The following is a 23,244-nucleotide window of genomic DNA, read 5'->3' as shown; positions in this document are numbered from 1 at the left end:
ATTTTTAAATTATACAATAGTTTTTTTTGAGATTTTAAAAACCTCATTCTAAACCACAATAGAGGGCTTATGATCTAAAATATTTATAAAATTGTGACAAAAGTAATACTCGTGTTCTTGGTTAGATGCAACAACAATCAGCTTATTTTTACCAAAGTCTTCGATAAGTTTTTGATACCACTCTATTCCTTGTAAGTCTAAATTTGCCGTAGGTTCGTCCAACAAAAGTAGGGGGGTATTTTCGAAACAGGCCAATGCCAATCTGGTTCTTTGGCGCATTCCTGAAGAAAAATATTTTATGGCTTTGTTCTTCGCTTTTTCTAACCCTAATAATTCAGGCAAATCATCAATAGATAAGCCCGGCATTAATTTTTTAAAACTAAAATGAAAACTTAAACATTCTAATAAAGTAAATTCCTCTATTAAATCTATATAAGGGGCAGTAAAACTAACTTGTTGATATAAATCCTCAACTTTTAAACGGCCATTATTATAAGAAATATTACCCTCCGAAAGACTCATATTACCAGAAATAACACTCAATAAAGTAGACTTTCCAGATCCATTTGGCCCTAATACAGCAATTTTATCAACCGCATTAAACTCAAATGAAAGATCTCTAAAAATCCATTCTTTATTAAATCTACGACCACATTTTTCGAGGGTAATTTGCATAATTAACCAGAAGTTCCAAATCCTCTAATAACGCCTCTATTTGAATTACGGATAAAATCGACAATTTCATCCCTAATTTCTGTCGGTTGAAATTCTGCTTCAATTATATCTAAAGCCTTGGTTACATTATTGTGTTTTACAAATAGAACGCGATAAATTTCTTGTATTTCGTTAATTTCTTCAGGAGAAAACCCTTTTCTTCTTAAACCTACAGAGTTTATCCCTACGTACGCCAAAGGCTCTCTAGCTGCTTTTACATAAGGAGGGACGTCCTTTCTTACAAGCGAACCACCAGTAACAAAAGCATGCGATCCTACGTGTACAAATTGATGTATAGCAACTAATCCCGCCAACACAACATTGTCTCCAATTATAACGTGTCCGGCAAGTGTTGTACTATTACTAAAAATACAATTATTTCCTACTACACAATCATGAGCAATATGCGTATAGGCTTGCAACAAACAATTGCTTCCAACAACAGTTTTATACCTGTCCTTGGTGCCTCTATTGATGGTACAACATTCTCTAATTATGGTATTGTCGCCAATTTCAGCTGTCGTTACTTCGCCATCGAATTTTAAATCTTGAGGAACGGCAGAAATTACAGAACCAGGAAAAATTCTACAATTCTTTCCAATTCTAGCGCCATCCATTATAGTAACATTAGATCCTATCCAAGTTCCTTCGCCAATTACTACGTCTTTATGAATTACGGCAAAAGGCTCTACCACTACAGTATCAGCTATTTTTGCTTGGGGATGTATATATGCAAGTGGTTGTATCATAATGTTAATCGTTATCTTTTACTTTTGTTATTTGAGCCATCATTTCTGCTTCAACCACTACCTTATCACCTACCATACCTATACCTTTCATCTGGGCAATTCCTCTTCTAATTGGCTCCATTAAATCGCACCTAAAAATTAAAGTGTCGCCAGGCAATACTTGAGCTCTAAATCGAACGTTATCTATCTTCAAGAAATAAGTTAAATAATTACTAGGGTCTGGAACACCGCTTAAAACCAAAATTCCGCCTACTTGCGCCATTGATTCTATTTGAATAACGCCCGGAAATACTGGAGCTCCAGGGAAATGTCCTTTAAAAAACTCTTCGTTCATGGTTACGTTTTTCACGCCCACAACATGGTTTTTACTTAATTCTAAAATTTTATCAACAAACAAAAACGGTTGTCTATGAGGCAAAATTTCCATTATTTGTTGAGTGTCTAATAATGGTTTTACAGTTGGGTCGTAAACCTTAACCGTTTTCTTGCTTTTCTCTTTACGTATAGCTGCTTTAATTTTCTTTGCAAATGCAACGTTTGCCGCATGGCCAGGTCTTGCCGCCATAATATGGCCCTTTAAATGCATTCCAACTAAAGCTAAGTCGCCAATCATGTCTAATAGCTTGTGGCGAGCTGGCTCATTTTGATAACGTAACTCCATATTATTTAATATACCTTGTGGCGCAACCGCGATGGCTTCTCTATTAAATATTTTTGCTAAGTGATCTAATTCTGCTTGTTCAACTTCTTTATCAACAATTACAATGGCATTATTTAAATCGCCACCTTTAATAAGGTTGTTCTTAAGTTGATATTCTAATTCATGTAAAAAACAAAATGTTCTACATGAAGCAATTTCTTTTTTAAACTCCGAAATAGTAGATATTCCGGCATGCTGACTACCCAAAACTGGCGAATTATAGTCGATCATACAAGTAAATCTATAATCGTCTAGAGGCATGCCTACAATTTCTACGCTTCTTTCAGGCTCCAAATAAGTGATGTTATGAGGAATAGAAAAATACTCTCTTTCTGCATCTTGAATTTGAATACCCACTGTTTCTATCGCTTCTACAAAAAGAATAGAGCTTCCGTCCATAATTGGCGTTTCTGGCCCGTTTAATTTTATTAAAACGTTATCTAAGTCCATCCCCACCAACGAAGCCATTACGTGCTCAACTGTACTTACACTTGCTCCATTTTGTGTGATTGTAGTTCCTCTTGCAGTATCTGTAACGTTATCGCAATCGGCATCAATTATAGGACTTCCAGGCAAATCTATACGCTGAAACTTAAATCCATGGTTTTCTGGTGCCGGACAAAATGTTAAAGTTACATTAACACCGGTGTGTAACCCCACTCCATCTACTGAAATTTCTGATTTAATGGTTTTCTGTTTCGTATTCATAATTCCTATTTTTTTCCTTTCAGCAACTCTTCTAGTTGTTTTATTTTTTCTTCAAGGGCTTCTATTCTTGCGTTAGTTGAAGGTAGTTTTTTAAAATATACTGACGATTTCATCCAATCTCTCAAAGGCTGAGCAGGGCTTCCTTGCCACTGTTTGTTTTCTTCTAATATGGAGGATTGAATTCCTGCCTGAGCTCCAATTTGTGTTCCTTTTGCAAGTGTAAGGTGTCCGGCAATTCCCACCTGTCCACCAATTACAGAATTGTTTCCAACTTTTGTGCTTCCAGAAACGCCAGATTGTGCCGCCATTACTGTATTTTCTCCCACCTCTACATTGTGCGCAATCTGAATTAAATTATCAATTTTTGCTCCTTTTCTAATGATTGTAGAACCCATTGTAGCTCTATCAATAGTTGTATTTGCACCAATTTCAACGTCATCTTCTATTATCACATTACCAATTTGGGCAATTTTGTGGTAAGTTCCGTTTGCTTGGGGAGCAAAGCCAAATCCATCGCTTCCGATTACTGTATTTGAATGGACGATTACGCGATTTCCAATTTCAGAATTTTTATAAATTTTTACGCCTGGATTAAAAATACAATCGTTCCCTACAACAGTATCTGCGCTAATGGTACAAGAAGAATAAACTTTAGTTCTTTCTCCAATAACTACATTTTCAGATATGGTAACAAATGGACCTATATATACTGAATCGCCTAGTTTTGCCGACTCATGCACAAAACTTAATGGATGAACACCTATATAATCATTGTGTCGGTTAATGGCCTCATCATATTTTTCCAATAAAATTGAAAAAGCACTATAAGGGTCATCAACTTTTATTAAGGTAGGTTTAAACGTTTGAGTGGGTTTAAAATCTTTAGAAATAATTACAACAGAAGCATTACTTGTATACAAATGATGCTCGTATTTTGGGTTGGAAATAAAACACAAAGAGCCTTCCTTTCCTCCTTCGATTTTAGAAAGTTCGTATACGACGGCATTTTCGTCGCCTTCAATTGTTCCGTTTAAGAATTGGTTTATCTGCTGAGCAGTAAATTGCATAGGACAAAGTTATCGGTTAATTTGGTAAGAACAAATAAACGACGGTTCTATATTCTTTACGCGGTTCAATTCTTAATACCATAAATGAAAATTAAGATAAAGTTATCTATTTGTTAATTAATCGCGGTAATATGTTCCCAAAATGTTTAATAAATATAACATTTTTTACATTTCTAAAACCTTTTAAGGCACTTTAAATATCTTTTTACATAGAAAATTGTGCTCGTTTGCGAATAAGGATTGTTGCATTATGCTTAATGTATATTCCTTAAAATTTCAACTAAAAAGCTGCCAATTAGACGGTTTAAAGCTTTCATCAATTTTCATTTTCAAAAATTGTAACGACGCTAAATTCGTTTTACGCAGAATCTCATTATTTATTAAGAGGCAGCCATCAAAAAGAGATTTAAACTCGAATTTATTAATTCCACTTTTCTTTATCCAAACTTCTATAATGAATGGCTTCAGCAATATGCTCTATTTCAATTTCTATGGATTGTTCTAAGTCGGCAATTGTTCTAGAGACTTTTAAAATTCTATCGTATGCCCTAGCAGATAACCCTAATTTTTCCATAGCATCTTTTATTAAAGCTTGCGCTTTGTCATTAATTAAACAGATGTTTCTGACTTGGTTTGAACTCATTTCTGCATTTGAGTGTACTTGCTCAAATTCCTTAAACCGTTGAATTTGTAATTCTCTTGCTTTAATAACCCGTTCTCGAATTGCCAAACTGGATTCAATATTTTGATTATCAGCAAGTGCTTCAAAGTTTACAGGAGTTACTTCTACATGTAAATCAATTCTATCTAGTAGTGGTCCTGAAATTCGGCTTATGTATTTTTGAACGATACCAGGCAAACAAATACAATCCTTTTCTGGATGATTAAAAAAACCACAAGGACATGGGTTCATTGATGCAATCAACATAAAACTTGACGGATAATCAATTGAAAACTTTGCTCTACTTATAGACACTTTTCTATCTTCTAGTGGCTGTCGCAATACCTCTAATACCGTTCGTTTAAATTCAGGTAATTCGTCTAAAAATAAGACCCCGTTATGTGCTAATGAAATTTCTCCTGGCATAGGGTGGGTGCCTCCTCCAACTAAAGCTACATCAGAAACCGTATGGTGTGGACTACGAAAGGGTCTTTCTGTAATTATTGCAGTAGATTCTGGGATTTTTCCTGCTACCGAATGTATTTTAGTAGTTTCTAAAGCTTCTAGTAAGTTAAGTGGCGGCAATATAGTTGGAAGCCTTTTTGCTAACATAGTTTTACCTGCACCCGGCGGCCCTATTAAAATGGCATTATGACCTCCTGCCGCAGCAATTTCTAATGCTCTTTTTATATTTTCCTGGCCTTTTACATCAGAAAAATCAAACTCATATAACGCTGCTTTTTTAAGAAATTCAGCCCTTATGTCAACTTTTATTGGTTCAAATATTTGCGTTTTTTTTAATAACCCAACAACCTCCAATAAAGAAGTCATCCCATACACTTTTAGTCCTTCTGCTATTCCTGCTTCCCTAGCATTCGCCATAGGCAAAATAAACCCCTTAAATCCAGAATCATATGCATGCATAGCAATAGGCAAAGCGCCTTTTATAGGGTGTATTCCGCCATCTAGCGACAATTCTCCCATAATAAAATAAGATTCAACATCTGCACCTTCTAATTGACCTGAAGCCGCTAAAATTCCAATTGCAATGGGTAAATCATACGCTGAGCCCTCCTTTTTTATGTCGGCCGGCGCCAAATTGAGTACTATCTTTTGCTTAGGCATTCTTAATCCAGACACCGTTATTGCGCTTTCCACTCGCCTTAAACTCTCTTTAACCGCATTGTCTGGCAAACCAACCATATAGTATTTAGTTCCTTTGCCTACTGTGGCCTCAATTGTTATTGTTCGGGCCTCAACGCCATGCACCGCTCCTCCAAATGTTTTTACAAGCACCGTTCATTTTTTTCTTAAAATTAACAAGACTTATTATTAAAGATTAAAAAGTATGGTTGAATAAAAACCAATAAAAAAGGCATAAAAAAACCCCTCAGAAATTCTGAGGGGTCATTTTAATTATTTATAAAGTTGATTAAACATCCATTTAAATGTTCCGTGTGTTTGAGATCTAAAGGTAATCTTTGGACCAAAAGCATACAGCTTGCCTTTTCCAACATTAGCTTCAAACGCCGTTATACCATCTTTTAAATAGTTTTGGCCCCAAGCCCATCCACTTCTTAATGGAGTTGATGTAGAAAACCAAGATAATGGCTTAATTGTTCCTTTGTTTATTGCCGCAGGCGATAATTTAAAGACAGGGCTATTGTCAAAATAAACATCAGTATTTGCATCCAACCCCCAGTTCGCTGTTTGCGATTGATCTACGCTTACGCTCAATACACTACCTGGTACATAATATTTTTCACTAGGTAATCTTCTTTCTTCTCCATTTACCATTTCTACAATAGCATTTGAAACAGGAAGTTGTAAATGAGCCGCTAAGTTAGTTGCGCTTCCTATGGCAACCACTTTACCTCCAGCCTCTAAAAATGCCTTGATTTGAGGAATAGATTTATCTTGTGATACTCTTCCTAATCTACTTCTAAATTCTGCCGGAATGGTTTCTGGAGCAGGACCAAAGTTTCTTGAAGGAGTTGCTGTAGCTGCAGCTGAATAAGCAGGGATTGACCCGTCCATAAAGATAATTACGTCAAATTTTGATTTTAAATTTCCTGCATCAATATCTGGCGCATAAATTATAGTCGCGTCAAAATTATGTTTCTCCATTATGAATCTTATCCAACCCGAATCCATTGAGCCTCCGTAAACATCCCAAACCGCAATTCTAGAAGGATTAATCTTTATAGCATTAGCTGGTTTTGCTCCCGCAATTATTTTCATTCCATATTTAGAATTAGAAAGTATAGTTTTAGAAGTAGGGGTGGCTGGAACATAAAAACCTCCATTTATTGGGTTTCTAAAAACTTCAACTCCCTTTTTCAACAATTCATTAACTACTGTAAAGCTTACGTTTGCTTCAGCATTTAATAAATATCCCGATCCGCTAGGTAGGGCAGGAGTGGTTAATTCTAACAACTGTCCGTCTGGATTTTTAACAAATGGCCCTGTAAAATCTTCCATTATTCTGTCGAATTTCACATTCATTAAGTAAGCTAAAGTCCATCCCGCAGCATCATAAGGTGCAGTAGGTGCCGCGCCTTCATATTTAAAATCGTTCGGATGGTCTTGAGGCTCGAACATGTCTAAAACATGTGGTCTAAATGCCTGAGATGTTGATACAATATAGCTTCCAGATGGGTATTTTTTATTGTTTACTGTAAATTCTGATGTTGCTTTATGAACTACTATTCCTGTTCTAATTAATGAGTTTAAAAAATGAACTGCAGATGGAAAATCAGGCTGATCTGCCGATATAATATAACCGCGAGGATCTCTTAATTCAGGCGCTTTCATTACTGTATCGAAATACTTCATGCTCATCTGAACTCTTCCCCCCGGATTATTGGCACTTCCTGCTTTCGCTGCTTCATTTATAGCATCGATTTTCTTAGGTGATAATGCCCATGTGTCTCTTTTACCTTTCTCAATTGAATTTAAGCCCATTTTATAAATGTTAAACAATAATTCATCGCTATAACGTTGAGCATAACTCAATACCGCATAATTTAGAGATATTGAATAGTCTATTGAATTTTGGAAATGCCATTTTTTTGGTAAAACCGGATTTGGCGAATCACCATTAGGTAATAATCTAGAAGGTACCAATGGAATTTCTGAAGGAGTTGGACTACCCGTAATTTCGGTTAATAATCCAATCATATTGTGAAAATAAGTAGTTGTTCTTAATCCACCATTATACCAAGTAGAGAATACAGAACCATTTCTTTGTGTGTATCCTGGCTTGTCTTCTGCGTTCATTCTATTGTGCATAGCTGCACCAACCGCGTCAATACTTGTCATTACCAACGGATCAAAAACATAATTATATGGATCTCTGTATGGAGGACCTGCTACAACTGTTCCAGCAGGACCCGTTTGGTGGTGGTTATACATGATTTGAGGTATCCACTCTACATATAATTGGCGAGCCATATTCTGCGTCTCTTTCAAATTAAGCATGAAAAAGTCTCTATTATTATCATGACCTGCATATTTTTGATACATTCTTGGAGGGCTGCTAATTGATCTCTTTTTTGGATCTGCTTCTCTCATGTACCAATTGCTTATTAATTCCATCCCATCTGGGTTAGCATGAGTTAATAACACAATTACATTATCCAATATGTTTTTAGTCTCTGTATCTTGTTTACTGGCTAAAGTATAAGCTAGTTGAATTAATTGATGAGCCCCAACCGTTTCGTTTGCATGCAATCCGCCATCAATCCATACTACTGCTTTTCCTTGTGCCGCTAATTCTTTTGCTTGATTGGGTGTTAATCCTTCCGCGCGAGCTAGTTTCTGCGAAATTTCTTTATATTTTGCTAAGTTTTTATGGTTTTCAGGCGAAGTAACAATCAGCATGTATTGCGATCTACCCTCTTCTGTTTTTCCAATATCAACAAGTTTTACCCTGTCAGACGAATTAGCAATTTTCTTAAAATAAGCCTCAGTTTGGGTATAATTGGCAAGATTATAATCATCTCCGATGTTAAATCCAAAATGTTCTTTAGGAGTTGGCACCTGGGCAAACAATTGCGCAGAGAAAAACATTGCTGTGCTAAAGCACGCAATCTTCAGTAAGTTTTTAAACTTCATAAGATTTAGAATAGTTATATGGTTTCAAATATAAAAGAGTTCTAGCTTTTTTTATGGCTGTGGTAAATTTGTTACGTGGAACTTCTTAATTTATAAATAAATATACATAAACATATACTATTGGCGCACTCAATAATAGTCCGTCAAATCTATCTAATAATCCGCCATGTCCAGGTAATAAACTGCCCGAATCTTTTGTATCGAAACTTCTTTTTAACATAGACTCTACTAAATCGCCTAATGTGCCAAAAGTAGAAATTATAATGGCCATACCTAGCCAACCCAATAAGGGTAATTGGTGAAACTGTTGACTAAATATATAGGCAACCAACATAGAAGTTAATATTCCTCCAAAGAAACCTTCCCATGATTTTTTTGGCGAATGGCGCTCAAAAAGCTTTCTTTTTCCAAACTTAACGCCAAATAAATAAGCGCCTGTGTCATTAGCCCATAACATGCATAAAAATCCTAATGGAAGTTTCCAATTAAAATCCCCTCCGTTAAATAAAAATCCTAATGCATGGAAAAAAATAAAAGGAATGGTTATAAAAATGAAACCTACAAATGTGTAAGAAATATTTCCGAAAGGAATTTTAGACTTTTTATATAGTTCAGTTATAAATACAGAAAAAACAATTGGAATAATTAGTAAAAGATATTTTAAGTCGAATTTTATATAAAAAAATAAGGCGCTTAGTCCAAAAACTAATACCGCAGCAATTAAACCAATAATAATATGAGGTCTTATTCCTGCTTTCTTTATTAGTTTGTAAAACTCAAATAAGGTTGCGGTACTCAATAGTAAATAAAATACGGAAAATACTTTGTCTCCTAATAAAAGCGAACCAACCATTATTATTAGAAAGAAAAAACCGGTAATAGCTCTGGTTTTCATTTGTTTATTGGATGTTATTGGTTAGTAAATACTGATTAGCGTTATCTACATCCTCCGGACTAACCATAACTTCTAATCTGCCAATATTATAGGCGCTAATTTTTTTATTTAATACCACAGCTGGAATTCCGGCTTCAATTAATCCCTGTTTCAATACTTCCGCAGAAAATTCATTATCTGTTTTATAAATCACTATCCACTGCTGCTCCATTTTTATTCGCCTTTAATTTTATATAATACAATATCACTCCTGTTGCTAAAAAACTCAATAAATATCCTATCCAGTTAAATTCTAGTTCAGATGTAGATTGGTCCAAAGGTAGGCCTTTACGGTCCAAATCCCATGCAATAATTACTGCCTCAGCATTATTTATAAAGTGGGCAAAAATTGCATACCACAAGTTTTTCGTCCAATAATAAAGATACCCAAATCCTGCACCCAATAATAACCGAGGAAAAAATCCAAGAAATTGGAAGTGAATAGCACTAAATATAATTGCAGTTAACCATATCGATATATGAGGATTTTTAAACATTCTGCCAAAAGTCCTTTGCAGACCACCTCTAAACATTAATTCTTCGCCAACTGCAGGTGCCACTGCAACTACAATTAAATTAACCCAAATATCCCATGAACTTTTAATATCCAAAAGTAAATAGGTGGTGCGCATGGCTTCTTTTTCTGCCCTTCGCATCCATTCTTCTAAAGAACTTAAAAATTCAGGCAGGTGTAAGTTCTGATTAAACTCTATTACCCATTCCATAAATGGCGTAGAGGCAATCATTAATATTAAAACCAAAAAACTGGTTTTTAAACTTAAGGGTTTGAAGGAATAAAACCCATTCACTGGAATTTTTTCTATCCAAGCAAGCGCTAAGGCAGGAACTAAAAATGTGCCTATACTGGTAGAAATAAACAATAAAATTTTAAAACTATTGGCGCTTAATTCTGTTGGAATACCGGTTAAAACATCATTAATAACAGGCTGTCCATAAATTCCAAATATTATACAAATAGCTAAAATTCCAAAAATGACCGCTCCGGTTAAGGATAATCCAAGTAAAGCCAAAATTTGCATTGGTGGACTGAGCTCTTCCTTTTTAAAACGTATTTGGTTCATTATTTGTAACTTTGTATTTATATAAAGCTGTAAGTTATAAAATGTCTGTAAAGATAGGAAATATAGATTTGGGTTCATTCCCATTATTACTCGCTCCAATGGAAGATGTGAGCGATCCGCCGTTTAGATATGTATGCAAAAAAAATGGTGCAGACATGATGTACACGGAGTTTATCTCGTCGGAGGGTTTAATAAGAGATGCAGCAAAAAGTAAACAAAAATTAGACATTTTTGAATACGAAAGACCAATTGGCATTCAAATTTTCGGTAGCGAAATTGAATCCATGCGCGAAGCAACAGAAATAGCAAGTCTTGCTGGCCCAGACTTAATTGATATAAATTATGGTTGTCCGGTGAAAAATGTGGCGTGCAAAGGAGCGGGGGCAAGTTTGTTGCAGGATATAGATAAGATGGTAAAAATGACCGATGCGGTTGTAAAAGCCACTAAATTACCTGTAACCGTTAAAACAAGATTAGGGTGGGACGATAACACTAAAAATGTTGAAGAAGTTGCAGAAAGACTTCAAGATGTTGGTATTCAGGCTTTAACGATTCATGGAAGAACACGAGCTCAACTTTATAAAGGAAACGCCGATTGGACCTTAATTAGGGAAATTAAGCGTAATCCAAGAATTAAAATTCCAATTTTTGGAAATGGTGATGTAGATAGTCCAGAAAAAGCGGCCGCTTGGAGAATGGAATATGAAGTTGATGGAATAATGGTAGGTAGAGCGTCTATTGGTTATCCTTGGATATTTAGAGAAATAAAACATTATTTCGAAACAGGAACGCATTTGGCTCCTCCAACATTAGAAGAGAGAATTGATGCTTGTAGAACGCATTTTGAAAAATCTTTACAATGGAAAGGCCCTAAATTAGGTGTTTTAGAAATGAGAAGACATTATGCCAATTACTTTAAAGGTTTTCCTGATTTTAAACAATATAGAATGTTATTAGTACAGGAGGATAATATTGAGGTAATTTATGAGTTATTAGAAAAAATAGCAGAAATATATAAGTATAACTATCCAACAGAAGCTATAGCTTATTAAGAATTGAGGTAAAAAATGGTATCAGCAATATCAGAAGGAATAAAAATATCTATTGAAACTATGTTTCAAGAACAATATTCTAATGCCGAAAATGACCATTTTATGTTTGCTTATAAAATTAATATTGAAAATTTGACAGATTTTCCAGTACAATTGATGAGTAGAAAGTGGTTTATCTTTGATTCAATTGGTGAAACAAGGATTGTTGAAGGAGAAGGAGTAGTGGGGCTAAAACCAATTTTAACCCCAAATGAATCTTATACTTATGTTTCTGGTTGCCAACTTAAATCTGAAATAGGCTCAATGAGAGGTAAATACTCCATGCTAAATCTTCACACTGAACGCTTATTTGATGTTGAAATTCCTGAATTTGAATTAATAGTTCCTTTTAAACTCAATTAATCCTGAGATCTTCCAAACAACATACTAGCATAGTATAAAAGGTTTCCTAAAGCGCCTAAAGCTGCTACTACATAGGTCATTGCCGCCCAACGTAAAGCATCATTTGCTTGTACAATTTCACCATTTGTAACCATAACATTCGGATTGGTTTTTAGCCAAGCCATTGCTCTGTTGCTTGCGTCAAACTCTACTGGTAAAGTTATTAAACTGAAAATAGTAATTATCGCTAATCCAATTACGCCTATTCCTAAAACAATTGTATTTCCTGTAAATCCAATTAACAATACACCAATTAAAATTACCCATTGAAGCAAATTAGATGAAATACTCACTATTGGTACCATTTCTGTTCTTAGTTGCAACCAATTGTAAGATTTAGCTTGTTGAATGGCATGACCACATTCGTGTGCTGCAACTGCGGCGGCCGCAACACTTCTTCCAAAATAAACATCTGTACTTAAGTTTACGGTCTTATTTGCAGGATTATAATGGTCTGATAATTGACCCTCTGTATTCATAACTTTAACATCATAAATACCATTATCGTGTAACATTTTCTCAGCAATTTCTTTCCCCGAAAGGCCATTGTTCAATTGCATTTCAGAATATTTGGCAAATTTGCTTTTAAAGCGCATTTGTACAAAAATGCTGATTATGAAAATTATAATAATAAATAGAAAATATATGCTCATTTCTTAAATTAATTTCTTTTATTTTCATAAATCAAAAAGCATACCTATTTCACTGTATCATTAATTTTTTACAATTTATAAATGAATCTATCCTATTCTTACTGGGAAAAAAAACAATTCTTTAACTACGACGCTGTCATAATTGGAAGCGGAATAGTAGGTTTAAACGCTGCAATTGAATTAAAAAAACTTCATCCAACGTTTAAAATTGCCATTTTAGAAGCTGGATTTTTACCCACAGGCGCAAGCACAAAAAATGCCGGTTTTGCGTGTTTTGGAAGCGTTTCAGAGCTTAATGAACAAGAAAATAATTTGGGTACACAAGCCCTGTATAATCTTGTTAAGAAAAGATGGAGTGGCTTAAAAAAACTTAGATCGTTATTAGGAGATAATAATATTGATTACAAAAATGAAGGCGGGTATGAATTATTCAAAGATTTTGAACTGGAAAAAAGTAAAAAATCCATTGAAAAAATAGATCATTTCAATTCCTTAATAAAAGACATAACAGGTGTATCAAATACTTTTGAATTAGATAATTCAGAAATTAAACAATTTGGATTTAAAGGTATTAGCACGCTGATAAAAAATAATTGCGAAGCTTCAATTGATACCGGAAAAATGATGTTTCAATTAATATTATTAGCGAAAGCTCATCAAATTTCAATCTTCAACAATTGTAAAGTAGAAAAAATCCAACAAAATGAAGTTGATTGTGATCTTTTAACCAATCATGGTCAATTTAAAGCTAATAAAGTTTTGGTTTGCACCAACGCATTTACCAAATCACTTCTTCCAAAATTAAATGTTGTTCCTGGCAGAGGTCAAGTTATAGTTACTAAACCCATTAAAAATCTTAAAATAAAAGGAACTTTCCATTATGATGAAGGTTTTTATTATTTCAGAAATATGGATCACCGCATCCTCCTTGGGGGTGGTAGAAATTTAGACTTTGAAAATGAAACTACTACAGTTTTCTCTAATACTTCTAAAATAATAACTGCATTAGAAACTCTATTAAGTGAAATAATTATTCCAGATACTCCTTTCGAAATAGAACATCAATGGAGTGGTATAATGGCGTTTGGAGATAAAATTGACCCTATAATAGAACAAATATCTCCTTCTGTTTATTGCGCGGTTAGATGTAATGGTATGGGGGTTGCAATTGGGTCTCAAACAGGTGCAGATTTAGCGCATTTAGTAAATAAGCATATTTAATTGATTAATTTTAGAGGATGGATAATAATATTTTAGGTTTTCTGGTTATCGGTATATTAGTTGTAATTATTGGTGTATTAGTTTATTTAGTCCAGAAAAAATTTAATGGAGGCGTACAAAATACTGATATTCTAACCATTGCAAACGAAGAACATTCAAAAGCAATACAATACGAAAGAGAAGAAAAATTAAGATTAGAAGATCTAATAATAGATTTAAGACATGCATTACAAGAAGAAAAACTAAATGTAATTAGGGCTCAATCGCATTTAACTGCTCAACAAGATAAACTTAAAGAACAAGAAGCACATATTTTAGAACTTAAATCAAAGCTAACGCTAGAATTTGAAAACATTGCCAATAGACTGTTAGAAGAAAAATCAAAAAGTTTTTCTGTACACACTAAAGAAAATATGGATGCTTTATTAAATCCATTAAAAGAAAATATTAAAAATTTTGAGGAAAAAGTAGATAAAGTCTATAAGTCGGAATCAGCTGAAAGAAGCAAATTAGAAGGCGCTTTGAAAGAAATGATGGAACAGACTAAGAGAATTCAATCAGATGCTAATAACCTCACTAAAGCCCTAAAAGGAGACAATAAAAAGCAAGGCAATTGGGGTGAAGTAATATTAGAGAGAGTTTTAGAGAATTCTGGCTTAGAAAAAGATAGAGAATATAGAATTCAAGCTAGTCATACTGATGAATCAGGCAGCAGATTACAGCCTGATGTTATAATAGATTTACCTGATGCAAAAAATATAGTTATTGATTCTAAGCTTTCTTTAGTAGCTTACGAAAGATGGGTTAATAGTACAGATGAGGTAGAAAAAGCTGTATATATTAAACAACATATACAATCTATTAAAAGCCATATTGATGGTCTTTCTGTTAAAAAATATCATAATTTACTTGGCATTAATTCGCCCGACTTTGTTCTATTATTTATGCCAATTGAATCGAGTTTTAGTATTACCGTTCAAAATGACCAAAACTTATTCTCCTATGCGTGGGATAAAAAAGTTGTTATTGTTAGTCCAACAACCCTTCTTGCAACATTAAGAACCATTGCTAGTATTTGGAAGGTAGACCGACAAAACAAACATGTTTACGAAATAGCTGCAGAAGCAGGCAACTTATATGATAAGTTTGTAGGCTTTTTAAAAGATATGGAAACCGTAAGCATAAATTTAGAAAGAGCTAATAAATCGCATCAAGAAGCACTTAAAAAGCTACATACGGGCTCTGGAAATATTACAGGTAAGATTGAAAAAATCAAAAAATTAGGGGCCACTGCAAATAAACAAATAGACCCCTTATACTTAGAAAATAATGATTAGTTATTTGCCTTAAAAGCATTCCAACCCTGTGCTTTTAATTCATGAACAACATTAGATTTTGAAATCATATTTAAACCTCTACTTTTCTCTGTTATATGTCCAATGATAGAAATATCTACATCATTTTTAATTTTTTCATAATCTGATTGTTTAATAGTAAATAACAATTCATAATCTTCTCCACCATTTAGTGCACATACTGTAGGATCTAAACCTAACTCCCTAGCTGTTTCGTAAGTCATAGGGTCTATAGGTAATTTATCTTCATAAATAGTACATCCTTTATCACTTTCCGTACAGATATGGAATAATTCTGAAGCTAAACCATCAGAAACATCAATCATAGATGTAGGTAATACTTTAATTTGATCTAAAATAGCAACAATATCTCTTCTAGCTTCAGGTTTTAATTGTCTTTCTATTATGTAATCTTTACCTTCTAAATCTGGTTGTATTTGAGGATTTTCTAGAAAAATTTGCTTTTCTCTTTCTAATATTTGCAAACCAACATATGCCCCACCTAAATCACCCGAAACACAAATTAAATCGCCTTCATTAGCACCATTTCTATAACAAATACTATCTTTTTCTGCATAACCTATACTCGTTATACCTATAATCAAACCTTGTTTACTTGAAGATGTATCTCCACCAATTAAATCAATATTATATTTATTACATGCTAATTCAATCCCTTTATATATCTCTTCTACGGCTTCTAATGGGAATTTGCTAGATAATCCTATCGACACTATAATTTGAGTTGGTACACCATTCATGGCGCATATATCGCTTAAATTCACTTGCACTGCTTTAAAACCCAAATGCATTAGTGGGACATAAGCTAAATCGAAATGAATTCCCTCTAACAATAAATCTGAAGATATTAATACTTGCTTATCTTTAAAATCTAAAACAGCTGCATCATCACCAACACCTTTTATACTGGATTCATGTTTTATTTTAAAATTTTGAGTTAAATGTTTTATTAATCCAAATTCTCCTAATTGAGAAACATCTGTACGCTCTTTATTTTCAAACATATATCTTTAATTTTTTATCAATTTTAAAATAGTTTCAATTTCAGGATCTTTCTTTATTATATCATCCTCTAAAGAATGTTCTACGTAAATATCAGGAATAATACTTCTTCCATCATATTCACTTTGTGCATTTGGAACTATTTTATATAATCCAAATTTAAGCTTTAAACCCGAATAAGGGAGGGTTAAAGTCGGAATAATACCTGCAGATATTTTATTAAATCCACCACCACCTTCTGATCCTACAAAAATACCTCTATTTATACCCTTAAGATTGGCAGCCAGCAAAGTAGCTGCAGAAAAACTTAACCCATTGGTTATTATATATAAATTCCCTTTAAAGTTATTTTTATTAGGTTTAGATATATTTAGTTCATTAATCTTCACTAAATATCTATCCTCCTTTTTATTTATAAATAATTGATTATAAATCCATTGAAATGGAATTGATAGTTTACTTTTTAAATTATCATCACTAAAAATAAATCTACCTTTAGCTTCTACAGTACTTAAATATTTAAAATTAGTAGCTGTTAAATAGGAAAATAATTTTCTACTATCATTTAAATTTCCTCCACCATTATCTCTTAAATCTAAAATCAAATTTTTTATTTCAGACGCCTTAATTTCTTTGAATGTTTCATCAAAGAATTTATCAAAATTTGAATGTTTAAAAGAGAAACTTTTTACTTTCAAATATCCAATTCTAAAGTTTGAATCTAATAACTTATAATCTAATAAATATTGATTATTTTCATCTAAACCCTTATATTTTAAATATTTGAATGTTTGGGTATTTACAATCTGATTTTTAGTTTCAGAACTATTTTTAAGATAATTTTTTGCAACTAAATCAGATTTTCTAATTAAAATATTCTTTATTTCCTTTCCATTTGAAATATCTAAGAGAAGAGAATCTTTTTCACTATAAATTGAATAATACCAATTAGAAAAATTTCTATTTAAAATAGAATATTTATAGGTCATATTATATCCATCAGCAGAAATATAACTGTTTAAATTCTTAATTATTTCTGAGGTTGGAATATTATTAATGGCCAATATTTCATCACCAGATTTTATTAAAGTATCTACTATTTTAAATCCTTTAAAAAATAGCTTATCATTTTTAACTATAAAACTATAGTTATTTAAAATCCTTTCATTTCCAATTCTTTCAATAGAATATTGATCTGATTTTCTAATAGATGGAATTAATAATTTAGTATGTCCGCATTTTATAGAAGCAATTATAGGTGCTAATTTTAAATAGAAATCCTTTGTATTTAATGGTTCATTAATTACCGTTTTTAAACTATCTATTTTAAAATTTAAATTTTCAGGAGTAATGTACCAATTAATTCCTGGGTGCTTTTTTTCTAAATTTTTAAAAACAAAATCTATATCCTTTCTTAAATCTTCTGGACTATGAAATTGGGCAGATATTTTATAATTATATTTTGATTTTGTTATACATGAACTAAATAAAATAATAATTATAAACAATAAATATCTACTGTAACCATACATCTAAAGACCTAATTTAGCAGAAATTTCAAGCATTCTTTCAATAGGTTTTCTTGCTTGATTAATAATGTTTTCGGGTACTATAATCTCTGGAATTTCATTCTTTAGACATAGATATAATTTTTCTAAAGTATTTCTTTTCATATAAGCACAATCATTACATGCACAATTATTATTGGGTGGTGCAGGAATAAATACTTTTCCAGGATTTGCTTTTTCCATTTGATGAATTATTCCACTTTCAGTAGCTACAATAAATTCTTTAGCATCATTATTTATAGTATATTTTAATAATCCAGTTGTAGATCCAATATAATCCGCCATTTGTAATACCGATTCTTCACATTCTGGATGTGCAATAAATTTAGCATTTGGATGTCTTTCTTTTAATTTAGTAATTTTCTCTCTCGAAAAAATTTCATGTACCATACATGCACCATTCCATAAAACTAAATCTCTACCTGTTTTTTTTGCTACCCAAGCACCTAAATTTTTATCAGGTCCAAAAATAATTTTCTGATCTTTTGGTAAACTTTCAACTATTTGGACCGCATTTGTACTTGTACATACTATATCACTTAAAGCTTTTAATTCTGCTGTACAATTTACATAGGTAATTACTACATGATCAGGATAATTTTCTTTAAATTTTTTAAATAAATGAGGCGGACAACTATCAGCTAAAGAACATCCAGCTTTTAAATCTGGTAATAAGACTTTTTTAGATGGGGATAAAATTTTTGCTGTTTCTGCCATAAAATGAACGCCAGCAAATACAATTATAGATGCATCTGTTCTTGCAGCTTCTTGAGACAATCCTAAACTATCTCCAATATAATCTGCAATATCTTGAATATCAGGTTCTTGATAATAATGAGCTAGAACAATTGCATTTTTACTTTTCTTTAATTTTTCAATTTCAGCAAAGAGGTCTAATGTAGGATCAATTTTTTCATCAATATATCCTTTCATTTTTAACTCTTCTGTATAATCCGTTTTCAACATCTCTATAATTGATAATTTATTATTTTAAATATTTATTTATTGTTTATTAGGGTGTTAATAATGTGTATAATTTCTATACAAAAAATTTGTTCTAACAATTTATCAATACTTTATTAACAATTTATCAATATTATATTGATTTATAAACCTGTTTTTCAATTAAATGTATTTACAAGTTTTTTTTGTTAAGAGTAAAATGTTAATTCTTTTAGTAACCCTAAAAAGTTAATTACTTATGCAAAGTTGGTTAAAAATTAATTAAAAGATTGTGGTAAGTTGGCATTTTGACTTAGATTTAAACATTCAAATTTTTTTATTCATTTTATTTGTACAAAATATTAACACTTTTTAGTGTGTTATTAACACCATAATAAACAAATGAGGTCTACAGATTTTTTAGTTATAGGTTCGGGAATTGCGGGTTTAAGTTTTGCACTTAAGGCAGCTAAGCATGGGAAAGTATTAATTATTACCAAATCTAATGAAGATGAAAGTAATACTAAATATGCACAAGGGGGAGTTGCTGTGGTGGTTGATAAAGACGATTCATTTGATAAGCATATAGAAGATACTTTAATTGCTGGTGATGGTTTGTGTGATAAAAAAATTGTAGAGCTGGTGGTTAATGAAGGGCCTAAGAGAATTCAAGAGATTATAGATTATGGTATAAATTTCGATAAGGACGATTTTGGTGTATACGATTTAGCTAAAGAGGGTGGTCACTCTGAGCATAGAGTTCTACATTATAAAGATATTACTGGTTATGAAATTGAGCGTGTTTTATTAGATCAAATTCATGCTAATCCTAATATTGAAATTTTAACGCATTATTTTTGTTTAGAATTAATAACACAGCACCATTTAGGCAAACTTGTTGATAAAAAATCTGATAATATTTCTTGTTATGGTGTTTATGCTTTTAATACTGAAAAGAATGATGTTGAAAAGATTTTATCTCCTAAAATAATTATGGCTTCTGGTGGTGCAGGGCATGTTTATGCTGCTACAACTAACCCAGTTATTGCTACAGGAGATGGTATGGCAATGGTTTATAGGGCTAAAGGTAAAATTAGAAATATGGAGTTTATTCAATTTCATCCAACTGCTTTATATAATCCAGGTGAATATCCTTCTTTTTTAATTTCGGAAGCTGTAAGAGGTTTTGGTGGTGTGCTTCGTAGGAAGGATGGCTCAGAATTTATGCAAATCTACGATGAAAGAGGTTCATTGGCACCACGAGATATTACGGCTAGGGCTATAGATGCAGAAATGAAATTATCTGGTGATGAATTTGTGTATTTAGATATTACCATGCGCTCTAAAGCAGATATTTTGCGCCATTTTCCTAATATTTATGCTAAATGTTTATCTATTGGTATAGACATTACAAAAGATTATATACCGGTTACACCAGCTGCTCATTATATGTGTGGTGGTATTTTGGTTGATGAATATGGTAGATCTTCAATTAAAAATTTATATGCTTGTGGTGAGTGTTCTTCAACGGGTTTACACGGTGCTAATAGGTTAGCTTCAAATTCACTTTTAGAGGCTACTGTTTTTGCTCATCGAATTTATGAAGCTTGTTTAAATGATGAAGCTTTTACTGTTGATAATAATTTAATTCCTGATTGGGACTCTCATGGGGTTGCTCAAATTAATGAAGAAATTTTAGTTACGCACAACTTACGTGAAACTCAAAAAATTATGGGTGATTATGTAGGTATTGTAAGGTCAGATTTTAGGCTTGATAGGGCTAGACGTCGATTATTTTTATTGTATGAAGAGACAGAAAGTTTCTATAAAATGAATAAAGTTTCTGTAAAACTATGTGAATTAAGAAATGTAATTCAAGTTGCTTATATGATTATTAAATCGGCCATGCTTAGAAAGGAAAGTAGGGGATTGCATTTTACTACCGATTATCCAAACCACGCTCAAGAACTTAAAGATACTTTAATATAAATTATGCCTGTTATTTTACCTGTTAAGGGTGTTTACCCTACTATTGGAAATGAATGTTTTATTGCCGAAAACGCTACAATTGTAGGCGATACCGTTATTGGAAATAATTGTTCAATTTGGTTTAATGCCGTTGTTAGAGGCGATGTAAACAGTATAAGAATTGGAAATGAAACCAATATTCAGGATGGAGCTGTAATTCATGCTACTTATGAAAAAGCATCAACTACAATTGGAAATAGAGTTTCTGTAGGCCATAATGCATTGGTTCATGGCTGTATAATTGATGATCATGTTTTAGTTGGCATGGGTGCAATTATTATGGATAATGCACATGTAGAATCGTTTTGTATTATAGCAGCCGGCTCTGTAGTTTTAGAGAAAACGGTTTGTGAATCAGGTTATTTATATGCTGGCACCCCTGCTAAAAAGATTAAGCCTTTAACAGAAGATCAAATTAATTTATTAAAGAAATTGCCTGATAATTATAATTTATACGCGAGTTGGTTTAATTAATTTTTGGAATATTTATAACTTCTTTTACTTCCCAATTAGGTCTAATTGTAAAGCCTCGTGGGTCGAACCAAATAGTTTCAGGCTGGTTGAAACTTTTTAATATTCCTGTATCCCATTTTTTATTAAGGTTTTCATCGTAAATTATTCGGATATAATATTTACCGACTCTTATTTGGTTATAAATTATAGTAGTATCATTTGTTATATAGTCTGATTTGATTAATTCTTTATCTGCATTTATCATTTCAACTATATAGCCTTTGTTTAAGCTGTCAGTGGTTTTGTAAGTTATGTCTATTCGCCCATAATCTTTATTGAGTCCGCGCTCAAACTTTTTAATGGTTCCTTTATTATTATAATTATAAATTGACTTAAAAGCACCTTCATTTATGAGAAGCTCGTATTTCGCTTTTTCTTTCCATGGATAAGAAATATTTACGCGAGTGGGATTTAATGTATCATAATTAGTTTTATAATTAGTGATGGTTAACGAATCTTCTTTTAATACTAATTTATCCTTGTTGATTGCTACAATGGGCAAATCGAATGTTAAGATTAAGTCTGTGTTTGGATGCAATAGAAAGTCGTTTAAGAGGTTAAATTTAGGTGTTAAAGTACTCGAATAGGTATCTCTTTTTGCTCGAAGCAAGTTAACGGTTTGTAATATAGTGTCCTGTTCTTTTATAGCTACTTTAATAGAATCAAATGCAATTTCCTTAACCCAAATTTTAGCTGTATCTATTGTTTTATTGAATAGAACGATTTTAGTATCGTTTAGATCTTTTGGATCTATAATATTTATAGACGGTTTATTTATTGTTCTATTAAACGTAAGGAAAATGGTTCCATCGTTATTTATTTTTCTATCTATATTCCTAAATAGGATAGGAGCTTCTTTAAATATTTTAAGATTTATATTTTCTTGATTTTTATTTAATGTAATTGCGGAATTTAAAAAACCAATTTCTTCTACGCCTTGTTGATATAACCTATCTGCGTTATTATCTTGTAAAGCATATATTTTATATTTGTCTTCTCTTAAATTATTTAGCCCAAATCTTCCTGCTGTATCAGTTTTTGTAAATATTATAGGTTTCTTTTTACCAAATAGACTGTCTTGTTTTTCAGGTAATACAAATACTAATATTTCTTTTTCAGGTAAGGCAGTTGTTGCGCTGATTACTTTTCCAGAAATACTTAATGAATCTAGTTCATCGCCCGTTGCAAAAACATAAGTAAAGTTTTTTAATACGTTAGTTTCATTAACATCTGCAATAGCATTCCCAAAGTTTATTGTATATGTTGTGTTTGGAAGTAAGGGTTCTTGAAAAGTTAATTCTAATTCTTTTCCTTTTTGTTTTAATACAGGAATATTTTCGATCTCCGGAGAATAAGTTATTTCTTTGAATTCATTTTGAAGTTTGAAATATTCGTCGAATAAAAAAGTGATTTTTTTAGAATTGAAATTCGTGGTTAAATTTTTTGGATTTACGTTTAACAATTTTGGTGGATCTACATCTTTTGGTCCGCCAGTAGGTGGCTGAACACTTGCACATCCATTAAACAACATAACCATTACGATGAACACCATTCCCCACCCGCTTTGACGCGATTTAAGGCGATTTAAGACATTTTCTTCTGTTTTTGAAGAAAACCATTGTCGACCGACAGATCGTTGATTCTGTGAGTCCTTTTTGTGGCTAGGTTTAATCGCGTTGAAATTTAACATAATATGTTGATTTTCAATTATTTATAC

General features: G+C 32.4%; 20 protein-coding genes. 6 read left to right on the top strand and 14 right to left on the bottom strand.

Annotated elements, in window-relative coordinates; all coding sequences use genetic code 11:
• Nucleotides 1-48: 48 nt before the first annotated feature.
• The 9 genes from VRU49_RS03465 to VRU49_RS03425 all read right to left on the bottom strand — a co-directional run bounded on the left by VRU49_RS03465 (nucleotide 49) and on the right by VRU49_RS03425 (nucleotide 10,731).
• Nucleotides 49-675: an ABC transporter ATP-binding protein gene (locus tag VRU49_RS03465; RefSeq protein ID WP_330145387.1), complete on the bottom strand. Its 627-nt coding sequence runs from the start codon at nucleotides 673-675 to the stop codon at nucleotides 49-51.
• A gap of 2 nt (nucleotides 676-677) precedes the next feature.
• On the bottom strand, nucleotides 678-1,463 hold the full coding sequence (gene lpxA / locus VRU49_RS03460) for an acyl-ACP--UDP-N-acetylglucosamine O-acyltransferase (RefSeq protein WP_330145386.1): 786 nt from the start codon (nucleotides 1,461-1,463) through the stop codon (nucleotides 678-680).
• 4 nt (nucleotides 1,464-1,467) lie between these two features.
• On the bottom strand, nucleotides 1,468-2,871 hold the full coding sequence (locus tag VRU49_RS03455; protein ID WP_330145385.1) for a bifunctional UDP-3-O-[3-hydroxymyristoyl] N-acetylglucosamine deacetylase/3-hydroxyacyl-ACP dehydratase: 1,404 nt from the start codon (nucleotides 2,869-2,871) through the stop codon (nucleotides 1,468-1,470).
• Nucleotides 2,872-2,876: 5 nt separating this feature from the next.
• Nucleotides 2,877-3,938: a UDP-3-O-(3-hydroxymyristoyl)glucosamine N-acyltransferase gene (gene lpxD / locus VRU49_RS03450; protein WP_330145384.1), complete on the bottom strand. Its 1,062-nt coding sequence runs from the start codon at nucleotides 3,936-3,938 to the stop codon at nucleotides 2,877-2,879.
• A 421-nt stretch (nucleotides 3,939-4,359) separates the two neighbouring features.
• Nucleotides 4,360-5,895, bottom strand: coding sequence for a YifB family Mg chelatase-like AAA ATPase (locus tag VRU49_RS03445; RefSeq protein ID WP_330145383.1), 1,536 nt, complete (start codon nucleotides 5,893-5,895; stop codon nucleotides 4,360-4,362).
• 120 nt (nucleotides 5,896-6,015) lie between these two features.
• Nucleotides 6,016-8,715: a M14 family metallopeptidase gene (locus tag VRU49_RS03440; RefSeq protein ID WP_330145382.1), complete on the bottom strand. Its 2,700-nt coding sequence runs from the start codon at nucleotides 8,713-8,715 to the stop codon at nucleotides 6,016-6,018.
• Nucleotides 8,716-8,800: 85 nt separating this feature from the next.
• Nucleotides 8,801-9,610, bottom strand: coding sequence for a phosphatidate cytidylyltransferase (locus VRU49_RS03435; RefSeq protein ID WP_330145381.1), 810 nt, complete (start codon nucleotides 9,608-9,610; stop codon nucleotides 8,801-8,803).
• 4 nt (nucleotides 9,611-9,614) lie between these two features.
• Nucleotides 9,615-9,821, bottom strand: a complete 207-nt coding sequence (locus VRU49_RS03430; protein WP_330145380.1) for a putative signal transducing protein — start codon at nucleotides 9,819-9,821, stop codon at nucleotides 9,615-9,617.
• Nucleotides 9,793-10,731, bottom strand: a complete 939-nt coding sequence (locus tag VRU49_RS03425; RefSeq protein WP_330145379.1) for a CPBP family intramembrane glutamic endopeptidase — start codon at nucleotides 10,729-10,731, stop codon at nucleotides 9,793-9,795. The genes VRU49_RS03430 and VRU49_RS03425 overlap by 29 nt, the downstream gene beginning before the upstream one ends.
• A gap of 41 nt (nucleotides 10,732-10,772) precedes the next feature.
• Between VRU49_RS03425 and dusB the strand changes: the two genes are divergently transcribed.
• Together dusB and apaG are read left to right on the top strand one after the other, a co-directional pair.
• The gene (dusB, locus tag VRU49_RS03420) at nucleotides 10,773-11,783 is read left to right on the top strand and encodes a tRNA dihydrouridine synthase DusB (RefSeq protein ID WP_330145378.1); all 1,011 of its coding nucleotides are present in this window, start codon (nucleotides 10,773-10,775) and stop codon (nucleotides 11,781-11,783) included.
• Nucleotides 11,784-11,798: 15 nt separating this feature from the next.
• Nucleotides 11,799-12,185, top strand: coding sequence for a Co2+/Mg2+ efflux protein ApaG (gene apaG / locus VRU49_RS03415; RefSeq protein WP_330145377.1), 387 nt, complete (start codon nucleotides 11,799-11,801; stop codon nucleotides 12,183-12,185).
• Here apaG and VRU49_RS03410 read toward each other — a convergent pair.
• Nucleotides 12,182-12,877, bottom strand: coding sequence for a zinc metallopeptidase (locus VRU49_RS03410; RefSeq protein ID WP_330145376.1), 696 nt, complete (start codon nucleotides 12,875-12,877; stop codon nucleotides 12,182-12,184). The two genes, apaG and VRU49_RS03410, sit on opposite strands and share 4 nt — an antisense overlap.
• Nucleotides 12,878-12,958: 81 nt before the next feature.
• On the opposite strand from VRU49_RS03410, the gene VRU49_RS03405 reads away from it, so the two are divergent.
• Both VRU49_RS03405 and VRU49_RS03400 read left to right on the top strand, forming a co-directional pair.
• Entirely contained in the window at nucleotides 12,959-14,098 is a 1,140-nt protein-coding gene (locus tag VRU49_RS03405) for an NAD(P)/FAD-dependent oxidoreductase (protein ID WP_330145375.1), read from the top strand.
• A 17-nt stretch (nucleotides 14,099-14,115) separates the two neighbouring features.
• Nucleotides 14,116-15,435 (top strand): DNA recombination protein RmuC, encoded by a 1,320-nt coding sequence (locus tag VRU49_RS03400; protein WP_330145374.1) that lies wholly within the window; start codon nucleotides 14,116-14,118, stop codon nucleotides 15,433-15,435.
• Here VRU49_RS03400 and thiL read toward each other — a convergent pair.
• Genes thiL through nadA form a run of 3 tightly spaced genes read right to left on the bottom strand, consistent with a single transcriptional unit; the run spans nucleotide 15,432 to nucleotide 19,010 of the window.
• Nucleotides 15,432-16,478 (bottom strand): thiamine-phosphate kinase, encoded by a 1,047-nt coding sequence (gene thiL, locus VRU49_RS03395; RefSeq protein ID WP_330145373.1) that lies wholly within the window; start codon nucleotides 16,476-16,478, stop codon nucleotides 15,432-15,434. The two genes, VRU49_RS03400 and thiL, sit on opposite strands and share 4 nt — an antisense overlap.
• A 6-nt stretch (nucleotides 16,479-16,484) precedes the next feature.
• On the bottom strand, nucleotides 16,485-18,008 hold the full coding sequence (locus VRU49_RS03390; protein WP_330145372.1) for a S41 family peptidase: 1,524 nt from the start codon (nucleotides 18,006-18,008) through the stop codon (nucleotides 16,485-16,487).
• Nucleotides 18,009-19,010 carry a quinolinate synthase NadA gene (gene nadA / locus VRU49_RS03385; RefSeq protein ID WP_330145371.1) on the bottom strand — a complete coding sequence of 334 codons (1,002 nt, stop codon included), beginning with the start codon at nucleotides 19,008-19,010 and terminating at the stop codon, nucleotides 18,009-18,011.
• 378 nt (nucleotides 19,011-19,388) lie between these two features.
• Here nadA and nadB point away from each other — a divergent pair, with 378 nt between their 5' ends.
• Nucleotides 19,389-20,975, top strand: a complete 1,587-nt coding sequence (nadB, locus tag VRU49_RS03380) for an L-aspartate oxidase (RefSeq protein WP_330145370.1) — start codon at nucleotides 19,389-19,391, stop codon at nucleotides 20,973-20,975.
• A 3-nt stretch (nucleotides 20,976-20,978) separates the two neighbouring features.
• Complete coding sequence (locus tag VRU49_RS03375; protein WP_330145369.1) at nucleotides 20,979-21,488, top strand: gamma carbonic anhydrase family protein; 510 nt, start codon at nucleotides 20,979-20,981, stop codon at nucleotides 21,486-21,488.
• Here the strand turns inward: VRU49_RS03375 and VRU49_RS03370 are convergent.
• Entirely contained in the window at nucleotides 21,481-23,217 is a 1,737-nt protein-coding gene (locus tag VRU49_RS03370) for an Ig-like domain-containing domain (RefSeq protein ID WP_330145368.1), read from the bottom strand. The two genes, VRU49_RS03375 and VRU49_RS03370, sit on opposite strands and share 8 nt — an antisense overlap.
• Between the last annotated feature and the right edge of the window lie 27 nt (nucleotides 23,218-23,244).

This window comes from Pedobacter flavus (assembly GCF_036324285.1).
Classification (GTDB): Bacteria; Bacteroidota; Bacteroidia; order Sphingobacteriales; family Sphingobacteriaceae; genus Pedobacter; species Pedobacter flavus.
Note: the sequence above shows the minus strand (reverse complement) of the source record. Positions and strands in the feature narration are given on the sequence as shown.

Bases quoted from the DNA above. Each gene is read 5' to 3' on its own strand.
- apaG (WP_330145377.1), top strand. From the start codon at position 11,799: ATGGTATCAGCAATATCAGAAGGAATAAAAATATCTATTGAAACTATG.
- VRU49_RS03375 (WP_330145369.1), top strand. From the start codon at position 20,979: ATGCCTGTTATTTTACCTGTTAAGGGTGTTTACCCTACTATTGGAAAT.
- VRU49_RS03405 (WP_330145375.1), top strand. From the start codon at position 12,959: ATGAATCTATCCTATTCTTACTGGGAAAAAAAACAATTCTTTAACTAC.
- VRU49_RS03465 (WP_330145387.1), bottom strand. From the start codon at position 675: ATGCAAATTACCCTCGAAAAATGTGGTCGTAGATTTAATAAAGAATGG.
- VRU49_RS03455 (WP_330145385.1), bottom strand. From the start codon at position 2,871: ATGAATACGAAACAGAAAACCATTAAATCAGAAATTTCAGTAGATGGA.
- VRU49_RS03390 (WP_330145372.1), bottom strand. From the start codon at position 18,008: ATGTATGGTTACAGTAGATATTTATTGTTTATAATTATTATTTTATTT.
- VRU49_RS03430 (WP_330145380.1), bottom strand. From the start codon at position 9,821: ATGGAGCAGCAGTGGATAGTGATTTATAAAACAGATAATGAATTTTCT.
- lpxD (WP_330145384.1), bottom strand. From the start codon at position 3,938: ATGCAATTTACTGCTCAGCAGATAAACCAATTCTTAAACGGAACAATT.
- nadA (WP_330145371.1), bottom strand. From the start codon at position 19,010: ATGTTGAAAACGGATTATACAGAAGAGTTAAAAATGAAAGGATATATT.
- lpxA (WP_330145386.1), bottom strand. From the start codon at position 1,463: ATGATACAACCACTTGCATATATACATCCCCAAGCAAAAATAGCTGAT.
- VRU49_RS03440 (WP_330145382.1), bottom strand. From the start codon at position 8,715: ATGAAGTTTAAAAACTTACTGAAGATTGCGTGCTTTAGCACAGCAATG.
- dusB (WP_330145378.1), top strand. From the start codon at position 10,773: ATGTCTGTAAAGATAGGAAATATAGATTTGGGTTCATTCCCATTATTA.
- VRU49_RS03370 (WP_330145368.1), bottom strand. From the start codon at position 23,217: ATGTTAAATTTCAACGCGATTAAACCTAGCCACAAAAAGGACTCACAG.
- thiL (WP_330145373.1), bottom strand. From the start codon at position 16,478: ATGTTTGAAAATAAAGAGCGTACAGATGTTTCTCAATTAGGAGAATTT.
- VRU49_RS03425 (WP_330145379.1), bottom strand. From the start codon at position 10,731: ATGAACCAAATACGTTTTAAAAAGGAAGAGCTCAGTCCACCAATGCAA.
- VRU49_RS03400 (WP_330145374.1), top strand. From the start codon at position 14,116: ATGGATAATAATATTTTAGGTTTTCTGGTTATCGGTATATTAGTTGTA.
- VRU49_RS03410 (WP_330145376.1), bottom strand. From the start codon at position 12,877: ATGAGCATATATTTTCTATTTATTATTATAATTTTCATAATCAGCATT.
- nadB (WP_330145370.1), top strand. From the start codon at position 19,389: ATGAGGTCTACAGATTTTTTAGTTATAGGTTCGGGAATTGCGGGTTTA.
- VRU49_RS03435 (WP_330145381.1), bottom strand. From the start codon at position 9,610: ATGAAAACCAGAGCTATTACCGGTTTTTTCTTTCTAATAATAATGGTT.